The following is a 14414-nucleotide window of genomic DNA, read 5'->3' as shown; positions in this document are numbered from 1 at the left end:
AGATAGTTAGCAGAGTATTCTCTGTAATCAATAGACAGTCACCCTTTATAAATACATATAAATTCGCAGGATAATTTTTTACTGATTTTAATTGTTTTATATCATAGAATGCGGAGCGGCTAATTTACATTAATATCGAACGAAATTGTATCAGTAAAAACAGGTGTGATTTTATCTTTGAATTCATATTTAACAATACTTCTTATGGTATTTTTTCCTTTTTTCATCAAAACTTCTTTTACATCGATTTGAGCAGGAGGAACATTTTTCAAAATTCGCACAACTTCAGAGCCAGGAACTTTCAAATTTTCGATTTGAAAACTTCGTATTGTATTAGGTATGTTAGCAACAATATAACTATACTTCAATGTATCTCCGACTTTTAAATTCTGTTCTTTTTTAATATTGAATTTCGCTTTGTTTGCAAACTTGTATTGATAAACTTCTATTTGAGGATAGCCATCATATCTTATTACTCCTTTTTCATCGTATTTGATAATAAATGAAGAATGTCCTATGTCATCATATACAACATATTCCTCAATATACCCTTTAGGATTATAAAACGTGCTTTCAAGTGTTATTGTGCTGTTTTTTCTATATTGAACAACCTCTTTTTTCCCATCTTCAGTATAGTAAATACATTCACCGTGAGGCTCATCTTCAAAAAATTGACCTTCTGATATTTTTATACCTTTATCATTGTAATTTACAAATTTTCCATGCATTATCGTATCGCCATTACGAATTACGTATTCATTCGTACCCAATAAACGTCCTTGTTGATTGTATTCTTTCAACATATAAACTGTTTCGTCTTTAAAATAGCGATAAATAATCACCATAAGTAATATCATAAATAAAATCGATAGAATAATAATTTGCTTTTTGCTTTTCACCTTATGCCTATTGTTAATAACAATTCTTTCTTATAGTTGTAGTATTGTTAGTTTTCACTCGCTCCGCAAGTTTCCCGACTTTGTGGAGCACTTCCGCTAAAATAACAAATAAACTACTTCTTCCCCTTCTTCAAATTGGGTAAAAACCACGCAATGATCCCAATCAGCGGCAGATAGGCGCATATATGGTACACATAGGTAATACTGGTCTGGTCGGCTACATAGCCCAGCACGGCCGAACCGAGTCCGCCCATGCCGAACGCAAAGCCATAAAACAGCCCCGAAATCATGCCCAGCCTCTTGGGCAATAATTCCTGTGCGTACACCAATATCGCCGGAAATGCCGACGAGATAATGGTACCGATGATAACCGACAGCACGCCCGTCCAGAACAGGTTGGCATACGGCATCATGAGCGTGAACGGCGCGGCGCCCAGGACCGAAAACCATATTACGTACTTACGCCCGAACCTATCACCCAAAGGGCCGCCAAGCAGTGTACCGGCCGCCACCGAAAGGAGGAACAGGAACAGGTGGAACTGCGCATCCTGTACCGAAAGGTTGAATTTTTCGATAAGGAAGAACGTAAAATAGCTGGTTAGCCCCGCAAAGTAGAAATACTTTGAGAATATAAGCACTAAAAGGATGATCACTGAAATTGTTACCTGTCTTGGTGTAAGGTTGGGAAGGTCGGCAAGGTTTACCTTTTTCTTGCCATGCAGTTCAAGGTGCGCCTGATACCAACGTCCTATGCGGTATAGCACCGTCATAGCAAGCAGGGCAAACAGGGCAAACCAGATGATATAGCGCTGGCCGTTAGGGACCACGATCCACGCGATGAGCAGCGGGCTGATGGCCGTACCCGAGTTACCCCCTATCTGGAAGATGGACTGCGCCAGTCCCCGCTTCCCGCCCGATGCGAGGTAAGAAACACGCGATGCCTCGGGGTGGAAAATGGATGAACCGATGCCCACCAGCACCACCGAAAGCAGGATGAGCGCAAACGAATTGGCGTACGACAATAATACAATGCCCGAAAATGTGAAGACCATTGCAAATACCTTGGAGTACGGCTTCGGCTTTTTGTCAGTATAAAAGCCTACAAAGGGCTGCAGGATAGAGGCTGCCATCTGGTAGGAAAAGGTAATGAGCCCCACCTGGGCAAAGCTCAGGTTGTATTTCTCTTTAAGAATGGGGTAAGCAGCAGGTATAACTGCCTGCAGCAGGTCATTGAGCAGGTGGGCAAAGGCAATGGAAAACAGGATGGAATATACTGTTTTCTGTACAATTTGCTGGTGATTATCATCAAGGATAACCGAATCACTTTCTTTTATCATGTCAGTTAAAAATAATTAGTAGCCAATACCAAAAAGCCATTGTAATGAACGACACAGGGATACCTACCCCTATCATCATGCCTGCCAGTTTTGGTTTTAGTCCGTAAATTGAGGCGAGTATAGCCGCTGTGATCATGGGTGCCATGGCGGATTCCATAATGCTTACATCGGCAACAATTCCTCTGCTGCCAAGTGCGAGCCTGTACAGCACAAAGAAAAACAGCGGCATGAGCAGCAGCTTGAAAGCAAGCCCCAAGGAAACAAATCCCCAGTGGCGGCTCTTGCGCTGTATATGCAATTGCATGCCCACTGCTGTGAGCGCTACAGGTGTTACCGTATTGCCCAGCCGTTGGAAAACCGCCTGCAGTGCTTCATGGAAATCAAATCCTGCAAGGTTCATGCAAAGCCCAATGACAAAGGCAATGAAGGGGGGAAACAAAACGATCTTGCGCAACAGCCCCGAAGTCCCGGCCTCCCTTTTTGAATACGCCGCTGCCACCAGGATGCCGAGGGTAGAGACCACGACAAACGTACCCGGCTGGTCCACTACAATGGCGGTTTCCAGTCCCTGTTTGCCAAAAAGTGCCTCGATGACCGGAAATCCCACAAAGGCAGTATTGCCAAGGCCGGCAGTCAATACCAAGCAGCCAATCAGCCTTTTGGGCCAGCCCTGCCATTTGCCAAGGCCGGCAAAAAAAAGCCATGACAACACAAAGCCTATCCATGCAACACCAAGCGGAAGCAGCAGCTGCGTGCCAAGCACAATTTTCGGGAGGTAATACAACGCAAGGCCGGGCATCGATATATTGATGACGAACTGGTTGAGGATGGCATGGGAATTAGATGGTAAAATTTTTAGCCTCCGAAGTACCGCTCCGGCTATGAGGCATAAAAAAATCAGGATGATACTGTCCATTTACAAAGCATGGGAACTAAATCCTGCGCAAATTTACATGGTACGAATCAAATAGATGTAATAAAATCGTGATATTTTATTGGCTGTTCCAAAAACTTTTATACTTTCGTCCATTATTTTGAATGCCAATGATCTCAGGCAAATTTGCCATAACGCTGCATATCCTTACGCTCCTGTATAAATTCCCGGAAGAATACCTTTCCTCTGAATTTATTGCGGGCAGCATGAATATTAACCCTGTGCTGGTACGCAAAGAGATCGCCAACCTCAAAAAACACAACATTGTAGAGTGCCGCGAGGGCAAGTATGGCGGTACACGCCTTGCCGGGCAGTCCGCAGGCATTACCCTTGAGGACATCTTTAAAATGACTTTTGAGGAAGTGAACCTCGGCTTCTCCAAAAACGACCCCAACCCCGCCTGCCCTGTGGGCCGCAACATCAACCAAAATCTGGATGCCCTGTATAAAGACATTAATGCCGACATCCGGAAAAAGCTGAAAGGCATATCTCTGAAGGAGTTTACAGAAGCGTTTTAAAACCCTACAATTCAATCATATAAAAATAAACCCATAGTTATTTTCTCACTTTATCAAAAACTGTAATATTTTTTATTACATTTGAAAAAATTATAAACATCATGAAAATAGCCATTATTGGTGCTACCGGATTTGTAGGCGCCGCACTTGTAAACGAATTTACCACCAGGGGCCACGAAGTGACCGCCATTGCACGCAACCCGCAAGAAGCTAAAGCCGGTGTAACCTGGTCGGCAAGCGATGTATTTGATACCGAGGCCCTTGCCGGTGTGCTCAAAGGCCACGATGCCGTGATCAGCGCTTACAACCCGGGCTGGACGAACCCGAACATCTATGAGGAGTCAATAGCAGGATCGGAAGCCATACAGAAGGCGGTGAAGGAGTCTGGAATTAAACGCTACATTTACATTGGAGGCGCAGGCAGCCTGTATATCGCTGACGGAATGCAACTTATAGACACACCGGAGTTCCCGAAAGAGTACTACGCCGGTGCCAATGCCGCCCGCCACTACCTCAATACCATCAAAAATGAAACAGAACTGGACTGGGTCTTCTTTAGCCCTGCGATTGAGATGCACCAGGGCATAACAACAGGCAGGACAGGCAATTACCGCACTGCACTTGACAATCCGGTGTTTAACGAGGATGGCAGGAGCCTACTTTCGGTGGAGGACCTCGCCGTTGCCATTGCCGATGAAACCGAGACCCCAAAACATCACAAAGAGCGATTTACAGCGGGATATTAAGGCCAATTGGCAGGATTTAGAGGTACCTGCATGATGATTTTTGAGGATACCCGAGAGGATAAATGAAGTACCCACGTATGATTTTTGCGTGGGTTTTTGTTTATACCGGTTGTACAAAATTAAAATTTGTGGATGGCCTGCCAAAAAACCTTATTTTTACTTCTCCTAAACTTTTGCTGTGGACAAACCCAAAACCCATAAAACCGCCCTCCATGAAATTGACGGCATCGACCCGCCGCAGAGCATCAGCTATGGCAACATTGCGAACATAACCAATTTACGTAAGAAACAACTTACTGTTCCTGAAATAGTGCAAGGCGTATTAAAGGGAAACAAAAGCATTCTAAGCCAGGCCATCACCCTGGTGGAAAGCACCAACCCCGCCCATCTTGAGAAAGCCAATGCCGTTATAGCGCAATGCCTGCCCCATGCGGATAAGTCGGTGCGGATAGGGATAACGGGGGTACCGGGCGTTGGGAAGAGCACGTTCATCGAGGCCTTCGGTAAGCACCTCACCTCGCTGGGACGCAAGGTGGCCGTACTGGCCGTCGACCCGAGCAGCTCGGTATCCCACGGGAGCATATTGGGCGACAAGACCCGAATGGAAGAACTGGTAAAAGACGAGAATGCCTACATACGCCCTTCTGCCTCCGGTGATACACTGGGCGGCGTGGCCAGAAAGACCCGCGAAGCCATTATCCTGTGCGAGGCCTGCGGGTTCGACACCATCATCATCGAGACCGTTGGCGTAGGCCAGAGCGAAACCGCTGTACACAGCATGGTCGATTTTTTCCTCCTCCTGCAAATAGCGGGAGCGGGCGACGAGCTGCAGGGCATCAAGCGGGGCATCATGGAAATGGCCGACCTCATCGTGATCAACAAAGCCGATGGCGACAACATAAAAAGGGCCCGGCTGGCAAAAACGGAATTCAACCGGGCACTGCACCTGTTCCCGGCTAAAGCTTCGGGATGGCAGCCCACCGTAACCACCTGCAGCGCCATAACCCATGAGGGTATAGCCGAAGTATGGGAAACCATCAGCGGGTATTTTGACATGGCAAAGGAGAGTGGCTTTTTTGGCATCCGCCGAAGCGAGCAGAACAGCTATTGGCTCACCGAAACCGTCAATGAGCAACTACTGGGAAGGTTTTATAATGACCCCAATATCGCCACCTTATTAGAAGAAAACAGGAAAGCGGTACAGGAGAACAGGATGTCGCCTTTTGCGGCGGCAAAGGATTTGCTTGAAAGGTATTTTAGATTTTAGATTTCAGATTTCAGATTGAGCTTCACTCCTGCGGCACATATACCGCATTTTGGGCAAATCGGTTCTCCGTTCCAAGGTAGCTTTTCCAGATGTTATCTACAAGCATTTCCCTCAGGCAAAGAATCCAGCATTTGAATTATTGACTTGAAAACAGAGGTCGTATCTAATTAAATATTAGGATGTTTTGCCATTTTTGATTTATTAAATTTAATAAATTTTGGCGACGTGGGTGAGCTTTTGAACAATATTTTATCTTTTTTCTTACATTTTTAAATATCGGAGCTTCGACCATAACTTGTATTTTGGACGAATCGAACAATGTGTATTAGTTGTGAATGTTCAGGTTGAAAAAGTTTTATCCACGTAAAATTCTGCATCACTACTTTTATATAGCTTTTTACTTATATTTGATATGTTTCAAAATACTTGGTATGGGTTCTAAAAAAGTTGCTGTAATAGCGGAAAATTATGATTTCTACACTAAATTGGTTGACGAACGTAAATCAATTTTTTCTGAAATTATTGAAGTAAATTCTGTTGGGAATAATGCGAATACTTTAGAGACAATAGAGAAAATTTCACATCCAATCACTACAGACGATCTTACTTTTACGATTAATGTCAAACTAAAAAATTACAATTTCTTCCAGTTTAAGCTACGATATGAAAAATTCTGCCCACAGCATTTCTTTCGATTCGATAGTGATGGAGATACTCATAGAAACAAAGTCGAAGGTATCCCATTTGAAGACCAAAAAGTACCAACACCGCATTTTCATAAATATCATGAAAGTGGGATTGAAATAGCATATCAGACGGATAGCCTTTTAGATGAAAATGAGAGAAAAGCATTAACAGATATAAATCTCTGTCTCAAGCATTTTTTCCATGAATCAAATATGAGGTTACGAGACGATGATTTTTCAGAAGTTCAATTAATGACAAATACCTTAGGTCTAAACATTTCCAGTGAAGATCCAAATGAAAACATAACCTTTCCATGAGCCTAATCGATATATTTGACGACGTTAAAAAATCATTTCATGGTATTTGGCAGACCAAGGAAAGAGGGAAATCTTTAGAGATAATTACACCTTATGCAACTACTAATAATCGATTTATTTCCGTATTCCTAACAAAGCAAGACGATAACTATATAATATCAGACGGTGGATGGATAAAATCAGGGATTTATGATGTGATCCCTGGTGATGATGCATGCTTCCTAAAAGTATTCTATCATTATCAAAGCTCATTTAATATTAAGGAGACTAGTTCCAAGGATGGTATTACTTATTTTTATTTGAAAATCTCGAATGCAATTGATATCCCATCAAAAATATTTGATTTGGCGATATTTATTCAAAATATTGTAAGTGTATCTGAAATTGATTTTGAAAGTAAAATTGAAAAAGAAACTAAGGCCCTTTTTGTTTCAAAAGCTAATGAATATCTCAAGTCATTTGTTAATGCAGACCAAATTAGATTTAACAAGCCTCTTGATCCAAATAGACGAGAGATTAAATTCAACGCAATTTACTATAAGACGAATAACGACTTAACCTTGCTAAATTATGTGACGGGGAGTTCTTGGTCTTATTTTTCAAGTAGCATATTTAAAGCAAATACACTTTATGAGATGGCTGAAGAAACCATGTATAAAGACTTCATACACGATAAAATAACTCTCGTCGATACTGATGCCGTTGGATATGTGCCGAATAAGATTGCACATTTCCTTCTGCATTTGGAAAATCATACCGGTTCTAAAATCGTAGAATGGAACCAAAGAGAAAAATTAGCGGTTCTGCTGGAACAAAATTAATTTGGTACATCCAAGTATATAGATGTCTTAATCAATTATAATTTAAAATTGTACTTGGCGATTTCTATACCAAAACTTGTAATGTTTATATGCCGCTCCTCCGGAGCTCATGAGGGCTTGCTAACATTTATGCTATAAATATACCGTCCCTCCGGGACTCATCAGTGTCAACCCCAGCGGGGCGATATGTTTATAGAAATATTGAAAGCAAGATATCTATAGCTCCGCAGGAGCGGCATATGAATTATTCTTTTACTTCAGGACGGCCTAATAATCCGTTTTGTTCACATCTTTTTACTTAAAACTTCCACGACTTTATCAGCCACCTGTAAATCAAAAGGTTTACGATTATGAATACTGCCAGCGGCACTAGTATTACCAGCGCCCACATATATATCCAGATGTACGGCGACAACAGTCCATTGGTTATTTCAGAAGTACCTAGGTAATATTGCCCTACTGATACGGCAATAAGGCACAGCAACATGACGATGCCTACATTGACACTGAAGTAACGGCTGATGCTGCTTACCATTTTGCGTGGCGAATAGCCCAGCGAATACTTTATGGACACTTCCTCGTGCTTTTCAAGGAATTCCATCTTGATGAAGTTGATGATGATGAACAGGCACAGCAGGAATATGAATGCCCCTATGAACGCAATGGCATTCAGCACCAAAAACAGCTTGCTTTTGATCTTGGCCGAACGCAGCGACTCCTGGTTGGACTCATACCCTTTTTCCCTCATTTTTTCGATAAGCCCCTGGTCGTTGGCATCATTGACCTTTACCAGCACTCGGGTAAAAATGTCCTTATGCTCCCTGCTGAAATCCTGGGTGGCATTGATGGAATCCAGAAACTGCTTGGGCACCAGCACCGAATGGATCCTGTCAGACAGCCCAATCAGCTTGCCCCTGAACCTCAGGTTCTTTTCCTTCAGCTTAAGGTTGATGTTCACCTCGATCTTTTTGGCAAAACTTTCGGTAATCTGCGGCAGGCCCTGGTTGAGCGCAAAGCCGTAGTTGTACAGGTTAAGGTATTCCCGCGAAATAACGATCGGGATGGTATTATCCTCAACTTTAAATTCAGAAAGATCTTCAATATCGATTGCAGCATTGTCTACCGCTTCCAAATACATGTCGGTATAGAATGGTATGAAGTCGCCACCGTCTGCCGACACCTTAAAGTCGTTCGAAACCACAGGGTAAATCTCCTTTACCTCTTCCCATTTTTTCAGGTCCTCAATTTCGCCGCCGTTAAAGCCTATCAGCTCCTTCCTGCCGATGTTATCGGGCGTTATGGCCTTGGACATTGTGATCCAATAATTGGCATCGCTGCTTTTGCTGCCAAACATGGCGTTGGCATTAACGTACAGCTGGATGCAGCTCAGCACCAGCGCAAACGCGAGGAACAGCCCAAGGTAAAGGAAAGCGAATTTGGTAAACTTTTTCATAGGTTCAGTTTCTGGCAATCGTGCTCAAACGGAAGGTCGTTGAGCTCAAAGAATATCACCGCGCTGCCGCTTTGTGCAGCTACAGACGTAATGAGCCCGTAGGCATTTTTCTTATTATTAAGGTCGAGGTGGCTGAAGCATTCATCGTACACCAAAAAATCGGCGGGATTGATGAGGCTCCTCAGAATGGCCGAACGCTGGCGCTCGCCGTAGGAGCAATTCTTTGCCTTTTTGTCCAAGAGCGGGAGTATGCCCAGGGTCGTGGCATACGATTGCAGCTTTTCCTCAAAGGCCGCACTCTTTTTGGCGAAGGTGCGCAGCAGCACATTCTCGCGGATGGTAAGGTCGGGAATCAGGCGTACGTCCTGGAACAGGAGCTGTATGCCGTTTTTGCGGAAGCCCACCACCTTTTCTACCGATTGCGTTTTCAGGTTCACACCGTCGTAGCTGATGGTGCCGTCATACTCAAAATGGTTGCCCAGCATGGCGGTGGCAAGGGTTGACTTACCGCTTCCGGAAGGGGCGATCACCAAGTAGTGGCCGCCCTTTTCGAAAGTTGTTTTTTGATTCCATATGGATGTCGATCCTATGGTTTTCGGGGTAAAATATTTTGGCGAAATGCCGTCCAGCACAATGCTATTCATATCCGAAGATGTAGTGTAGGGCGTTTTTCTTATCCTTGTCAAGCTTAATAACCGTCTCAGACGAACCATTGCCGCCTTCAACTTTCGTGGTCGACTCCATGCTTACCACTTTCACTTTGGCCTTGCCTTCAAAACCTTTATTGAAGTCCTCGCCGGTAGCCCATGTGTAGCTGTTTACGCCCGAAACCTTGTTCAGCTTCTTGTTGGCAGCCGCCTTGTTATCTTTTAGCAGTTGCAATTGACTGTCTTCTGTAGCAAATACAAGCACCTCTTTGTTGTGGTACATTTTGGCATAATACCTGAAGCTTTCATCGGCCACGATCATGTCGATGATTTTGTTGGCTTTATCGCCATTGATGCCCAGTGCGAACACTCCGCTCGGTTTAGGGTACGCATACGGATCATTCGGGTCAACCGGCTGTTCCTGGAACACGGCAAAAGCATATTTGCCATTAAGCGCAGCCGTGATGTCTTCCAGCGTAAGGCCTTTGTACTCCAGAACCTGGTTGGCGATAGGCTCAAAGCCTGCCTCTTTTACAAAATATTTCAGGAAATCTACACTGAAGAAGCCCACACTGTACATCTTGGCTTTATCAACGTCGATATTTCTCACGATGTCATAATCAACACCTTTGCCATCATAGTATTTTTCAACCAGCTTTTGCATTTCCTCGTTAAAGAACGTGTTGGTCTTAAAGTCGATTTTCCCTTTATCGAAGTTCAGGTTTACACCCACACCCGCATCAAGAAGCAATTTGTTTACCGCAAGGGTTTCAACGTAGCCCCTTGAAAGTGTGTTTACCACAGCATACACGTTCACCCATGCACTCATGTCGGCATCCGCCTCAAGCGATTTGGTAACCTGCGCGATAAGGGCTTCCTTTTCAGTTGGTTTCCTGGTCCAGAATTCGGTATAGAATTTCTCTGTAGCCTCGCCCTCGCCGGAAGGGGCATAACCGCCACCCATAAGGTTGCCCATAGGGTTGCCTGCCGTCCTGGAAAGCACGATCATATCGTCTTTGATGCTGCCGATAAGGTTCTTATCAGAATAGATAAGGTTTTTTGCCTTGTCGATAGTGATTTTGGTTTCAGAAATTTTTGAGAAGTTCGTTTCAAATTTAGCCTGGTCATCCAGCCATCCGATAAATGAGAATGCAAACTGGTCTTTCTCTTTATCCGTCATCATGTACATTGGCTTTTCGATGTCGATACCGTTGTCTTTGGCGTTCATGAACAGCTTCATTTTCTCTTTGTCAGAAGCAGAAAACTTGTTCGATTTATCTTTCATTATCTCCTCTTTAGGGAGCTTTTCATCAAGCCTGTTCAGGTCTACTTTTACAATCGCGATCGTGTTATCGGTAGTAAAACCCAGGATAACGTCGTCGGTACCGTCACTGCCGCACGAAACGGCCATAAGCCCCGCTGAGAACATCAGGAAGCCATAAAGAATTCTTTTCATGGTTTATTGGTTATATTTTTTTACAAACATAATTTTTTTCGCTTGGTTTATCACCAAAGGGTCTGATTTATTTATAAAAAAAGGCAGCCGGTTGGGCTGCCTGTGTGTTTTGGTTTGTGACTTTTTATGATTGTATTGCAATTCCCAGCATCTCCCGGAACATAACACACCTGACAGGTTTTTGAAAACATAAGTGTTCGGAAGAGTTACTTTAAAGGTTTTTACCACAAGGTACACGAGGTTTTTCACAATGAACACGAAGCAGAAATGATAATATCTTTGCGCTGAAAGGACACAAAGCTTTGTGACCTCCCGCCTTTGGCGGCATTCATTGTGCACCTTGTGTAAATCTTCGTGCCCCTTGTGGTAAAAATTATCTGTAATGTTTTAGCCGTAATAACATTTTTCATCTTCCGGACACCTGTATTTTTGAAAACCTGTCAGGTGTGACGTATAAAATTCTTTCAATTAATTCTTCTCGTAGCGCTCTATTTCCCTGTCGTAGAACTCGCCTGCTGCAACGATCAGGCCTTCCATTTCGGTATTCAGCTCATTCTCGTCAAGGTCTTCCGGCTCTTCCAGGAACTCTACCTCATCGTCTTTAAGGTTGATGATGAATCGCGGATAGTCCAGGTGGATAATAAAAATGTCTTCAGGATAGTCGGTATTGTCGGCCAATACAAATTTTGGTAACTCCATATCAGTTCAGTGTTTCGGGTTTAGGGCTCAGGGGTGCTCTCCCTTCCCTGATTAATTTGTTTGTGAGATAATTAAAGCGAAGATACAAAAATAATGCGGCGGCTGTAAGCCCTGCAAGCAATCCGATCCAGATGCCGGTGCCTTTTAGCGGTGTGTGCAGGCCAAGATAAAAGGATACCGGAAAGCCGATGAGCCAGTACGAGACAAAGGTAATTAGGGTAGGGATCTTTACGTCCTGCAGGCCGCGCAGCGCACCCAGCACCACTACCTGAATGCCGTCTGACAACTGGAAAACGGCCGCCACGAGTATGAGTGTGGCGGCAATACCTATAACTTCGGCATTATCGGCCACCTGCAGGGTGTTTTCCATATTAAGAAACAGGTGCGGCAGGAACTGGTGGAACGCCACAAACAGCAATACAAATACCGTCTCTACTATTATCACGAGTAAAAATACCGACCGCGCCACCGTACGCAGGTTGGCATAATCCCTCTTTCCTTTGTTATTGCCCACGCGCACCATCGCCGCCACGCTGAGCCCCATGGCAAACATGAAGGTCATCGAGGCCATGCTGAGCGCAATCTGGTTGGCGGCCTGGTTGTTCTTGCCCAAAAAGCCCGACAGCCACACCGCCGTGGTAAACAAAGCGACTTCAAACAGCATTTGCATTGACGACGGCAGGCCCAGCGCCACGATCTTCCTGAGCATCGATTTTTTTATTTCGCTAAAGCTGAACTCCCGGAAATACTGTTTGAGTTTTTCGTTGTGCGAAAGCAGGTAATGCATGTAGATTACCATGGCCGTACGCGAGACCACCGTACCGATGGCCGCACCCATGATGCCCATTTTTGGGAAGAACCACACGCCATATATTAAAAGATAATTGAGGACTACGTGCAGCACGTTCGAGAATATGGCGGCATACATGTCATATTTTGTGAGCGACATACCATCGGCAAATTGTTTATATCCCTGGAATATGACTACAGGAATGAGCGAGAAGCCTACCCAGTCGATGTAGGGTGCCGCCAGTGCGATGACTTCAGGCTGTTGGTTCATAAGGTACATGAGGGGCTTGGCAAGGGTAACCACACCAAAAAGAAACAGCCCTAAAATGGTACACAGCAGCAGCCCGTGATGGAATGCCGACCGCACCAGGGCATTGTCCTTAGCGCCGTCGCCCTGTGCCACGATGGGCGTAATGGCCGTAGAGAACCCTATCCCCACCGACATGGCAATGAAAACGATGCTGTTGCCCAGCGAAACGGCAGCCAGCTCGGTGCTGCCCAGCCTGCCTACCATGATGTTGTCGACTACCGTAATGAGGGTATGGCCCAGCATGCCCACGATTACAGGGTAGGCCAGCGTTATGTTCGCCCTGAATTCTTTAGTGTATTGAGAAAAGCCCACTTCAATTTTTTCGCAAAGGTAAATGTAACCCTCCTATCTAAATCTCATTTAGGCTAAAATCTTATACACCAACATTATACAAACTATTCCTGTTAATTTTATTATTTCATTACCAATTAATTAACAAAATATTGGAATTAACAATAAAATGGTTACAGTAATTTTACCCCACTAACAAAAACAAAAACGTGGAAATCATGAAAAAAGGAATAAACTTTAAAGGACTGCTTCTATCGGGCATGATGATGCTTGGCATGACAGCTTTTGCACAGGATGGTGCATCTTCAACTGACAATTACGACCAGGGATTCCGTTTGGGGTTTGCCATTAATGCGGGAGCCGCTACCGGCGACTACTTCAATTTTGCACTGGGTGGCGACGTAAGGCTGCAATATGACCTTAGCCAAAGGACATCGCTTACGCTTACTACAGGATACACCCACCTGTTTGGAGAAGAAGATTACATTGACGACTTGGGCTTCATTCCTTTGAAAGGCGGCTTTAAGGCTTTTGTATGGGGCGACCGTTTTTATGTGCTGGGTGAGGCCGGTGCGGGTTTTGCCGTAACCAATGACTACGATGAGACAACCTTCCTTTGGGCTCCGGGCATCGGGTATGCGAATGACGTGATTGACCTGAGCCTTAGGTACGAAGGCATGAACGACTTCCAGGCCGACCAGATTGCACTGCGACTGGCGTACGGATTTAAGCTGTAATGACGCATCTCGACTGCGCTCGATGTGACATCGTGACTAAAATTATGCCCCTGTCAGTTCGAGCGGAGTCGAGAACATAACACCTAAATACAAAACTAACTTTGTTAAAAACCTGCAATACGTTGCAGGTTTTTTTAAATTTGTAACAGAACCAACCCAACCCATGAAGCTATTTATAATCGACTGGAGCAAAGAAGATTCGACACCGTTGCTGGACTACTGCAAGGGGACCAAACACACCATAGCCGGCCACGAACTGGCAGATGGTGCAGAAGCTTACCGTAAGACAGCGCAGTGCAAACCGGATGCCATTGTGGTGAACTACGCCGTTCGCCCGTCGCACGGGCGCATTACTGCCGAGCAGATTTTTAAGCGCAAGGTAACCTCGGAAATTCCCATCTATTTCATAGGAGGTGCCGAGGATGATAATGAAAAGGTAGAGCACATGGGGTTGTGCCTTTCGGAAGAGGAACTGCACGAACTTTTAGATTGATTATTTTTTATTT

15 protein-coding genes are annotated in these 14414 nt (G+C 44.5%); 7 read left to right on the top strand and 8 right to left on the bottom strand.

Going from position 1 to position 14414, the window contains the following annotated elements:
• Positions 1-119: 119 nt before the first annotated feature.
• From OGH69_RS09155 to OGH69_RS09145, 3 genes are all read right to left on the bottom strand, one after another.
• Positions 120-899: a toxin-antitoxin system YwqK family antitoxin gene (locus tag OGH69_RS09155; RefSeq protein WP_265174156.1), complete on the bottom strand. Its 780-nt coding sequence runs from the start codon at positions 897-899 to the stop codon at positions 120-122.
• Between the two features lie 113 nt (positions 900-1012).
• Complete coding sequence (locus OGH69_RS09150; protein WP_265174155.1) at positions 1013-2236, bottom strand: MFS transporter; 1224 nt, start codon at positions 2234-2236, stop codon at positions 1013-1015.
• A 1-nt stretch (position 2237) separates the two neighbouring features.
• Entirely contained in the window at positions 2238-3152 is a 915-nt protein-coding gene (locus OGH69_RS09145) for an AEC family transporter (RefSeq protein WP_265174154.1), read from the bottom strand.
• A gap of 122 nt (positions 3153-3274) precedes the next feature.
• On the opposite strand from OGH69_RS09145, the gene OGH69_RS09140 reads away from it, so the two are divergent.
• From OGH69_RS09140 to OGH69_RS09120, 5 genes are all read left to right on the top strand, one after another.
• Complete coding sequence (locus OGH69_RS09140) at positions 3275-3688, top strand: RrF2 family transcriptional regulator (RefSeq protein ID WP_265174153.1); 414 nt, start codon at positions 3275-3277, stop codon at positions 3686-3688.
• A 101-nt stretch (positions 3689-3789) separates the two neighbouring features.
• Complete coding sequence (locus OGH69_RS09135; RefSeq protein ID WP_265174152.1) at positions 3790-4434, top strand: NAD(P)-dependent oxidoreductase; 645 nt, start codon at positions 3790-3792, stop codon at positions 4432-4434.
• Positions 4435-4612: 178 nt separating this feature from the next.
• Complete coding sequence (gene meaB / locus OGH69_RS09130) at positions 4613-5701, top strand: methylmalonyl Co-A mutase-associated GTPase MeaB (protein WP_265174151.1); 1089 nt, start codon at positions 4613-4615, stop codon at positions 5699-5701.
• 431 nt (positions 5702-6132) lie between these two features.
• Positions 6133-6705 carry a hypothetical protein gene (locus OGH69_RS09125; protein ID WP_265174150.1) on the top strand — a complete coding sequence of 191 codons (573 nt, stop codon included), beginning with the start codon at positions 6133-6135 and terminating at the stop codon, positions 6703-6705.
• On the top strand, positions 6702-7526 hold the full coding sequence (locus tag OGH69_RS09120; protein ID WP_265174149.1) for a hypothetical protein: 825 nt from the start codon (positions 6702-6704) through the stop codon (positions 7524-7526). Before OGH69_RS09125 ends, OGH69_RS09120 begins: the two co-directional genes overlap by 4 nt.
• Before the next feature lie 298 nt (positions 7527-7824).
• On the opposite strand, the gene OGH69_RS09115 is transcribed toward OGH69_RS09120, so the two are convergent.
• From OGH69_RS09115 to OGH69_RS09095, 5 genes are all read right to left on the bottom strand, one after another.
• Positions 7825-8979 (bottom strand): ABC transporter permease family protein, encoded by a 1155-nt coding sequence (locus OGH69_RS09115; protein ID WP_265174148.1) that lies wholly within the window; start codon positions 8977-8979, stop codon positions 7825-7827.
• On the bottom strand, positions 8976-9623 hold the full coding sequence (locus tag OGH69_RS09110) for an ATP-binding cassette domain-containing protein (RefSeq protein WP_265174147.1): 648 nt from the start codon (positions 9621-9623) through the stop codon (positions 8976-8978). Before OGH69_RS09110 ends, OGH69_RS09115 begins: the two co-directional genes overlap by 4 nt.
• Positions 9616-11082 carry a DUF4836 family protein gene (locus tag OGH69_RS09105; RefSeq protein ID WP_265174146.1) on the bottom strand — a complete coding sequence of 489 codons (1467 nt, stop codon included), beginning with the start codon at positions 11080-11082 and terminating at the stop codon, positions 9616-9618. Before OGH69_RS09105 ends, OGH69_RS09110 begins: the two co-directional genes overlap by 8 nt.
• Positions 11083-11550: 468 nt before the next feature.
• A complete protein-coding gene (locus OGH69_RS09100) occupies positions 11551-11781 on the bottom strand; it encodes a hypothetical protein (RefSeq protein WP_265174145.1) in 231 nt (76 codons plus the stop codon).
• 1 nt (position 11782) lies between these two features.
• A complete protein-coding gene (locus OGH69_RS09095) occupies positions 11783-13192 on the bottom strand; it encodes an MATE family efflux transporter (protein ID WP_265174144.1) in 1410 nt (469 codons plus the stop codon).
• Positions 13193-13389: 197 nt separating this feature from the next.
• Between OGH69_RS09095 and OGH69_RS09090 the strand changes: the two genes are divergently transcribed.
• Together OGH69_RS09090 and OGH69_RS09085 are read left to right on the top strand one after the other, a co-directional pair.
• Positions 13390-13908, top strand: a complete 519-nt coding sequence (locus OGH69_RS09090; RefSeq protein ID WP_265174143.1) for a hypothetical protein — start codon at positions 13390-13392, stop codon at positions 13906-13908.
• A gap of 163 nt (positions 13909-14071) precedes the next feature.
• Positions 14072-14401 carry a hypothetical protein gene (locus OGH69_RS09085; protein ID WP_265174142.1) on the top strand — a complete coding sequence of 110 codons (330 nt, stop codon included), beginning with the start codon at positions 14072-14074 and terminating at the stop codon, positions 14399-14401.
• Positions 14402-14414: the final 13 nt, after the last annotated feature.

The organism is Flavobacterium sp. MFBS3-15 (genome assembly GCF_026107645.2).
Classification (GTDB): domain Bacteria; phylum Bacteroidota; class Bacteroidia; order Flavobacteriales; family Flavobacteriaceae; genus Flavobacterium.
The sequence above is the reverse complement of the archived record's forward strand: the minus strand, read 5'-3'. Positions and strand labels throughout refer to the sequence as shown.

Excerpts from the sequence above, each read along its gene's own strand:
- OGH69_RS09150 (WP_265174155.1), bottom strand. The coding sequence starts at position 2,236 with ATGATAAAAGAAAGTGATTCGGTTATCCTTGATGATAATCACCAGCAA.
- OGH69_RS09145 (WP_265174154.1), bottom strand. The coding sequence starts at position 3,152 with ATGGACAGTATCATCCTGATTTTTTTATGCCTCATAGCCGGAGCGGTA.
- OGH69_RS09140 (WP_265174153.1), top strand. The coding sequence starts at position 3,275 with ATGCCAATGATCTCAGGCAAATTTGCCATAACGCTGCATATCCTTACG.
- OGH69_RS09135 (WP_265174152.1), top strand. The coding sequence starts at position 3,790 with ATGAAAATAGCCATTATTGGTGCTACCGGATTTGTAGGCGCCGCACTT.
- OGH69_RS09125 (WP_265174150.1), top strand. The coding sequence starts at position 6,133 with ATGGGTTCTAAAAAAGTTGCTGTAATAGCGGAAAATTATGATTTCTAC.
- OGH69_RS09120 (WP_265174149.1), top strand. The coding sequence starts at position 6,702 with ATGAGCCTAATCGATATATTTGACGACGTTAAAAAATCATTTCATGGT.
- OGH69_RS09115 (WP_265174148.1), bottom strand. The coding sequence starts at position 8,979 with ATGAAAAAGTTTACCAAATTCGCTTTCCTTTACCTTGGGCTGTTCCTC.
- OGH69_RS09110 (WP_265174147.1), bottom strand. The coding sequence starts at position 9,623 with ATGAATAGCATTGTGCTGGACGGCATTTCGCCAAAATATTTTACCCCG.
- OGH69_RS09105 (WP_265174146.1), bottom strand. The coding sequence starts at position 11,082 with ATGAAAAGAATTCTTTATGGCTTCCTGATGTTCTCAGCGGGGCTTATG.
- OGH69_RS09100 (WP_265174145.1), bottom strand. The coding sequence starts at position 11,781 with ATGGAGTTACCAAAATTTGTATTGGCCGACAATACCGACTATCCTGAA.
- OGH69_RS09090 (WP_265174143.1), top strand. The coding sequence starts at position 13,390 with ATGAAAAAAGGAATAAACTTTAAAGGACTGCTTCTATCGGGCATGATG.
- OGH69_RS09085 (WP_265174142.1), top strand. The coding sequence starts at position 14,072 with ATGAAGCTATTTATAATCGACTGGAGCAAAGAAGATTCGACACCGTTG.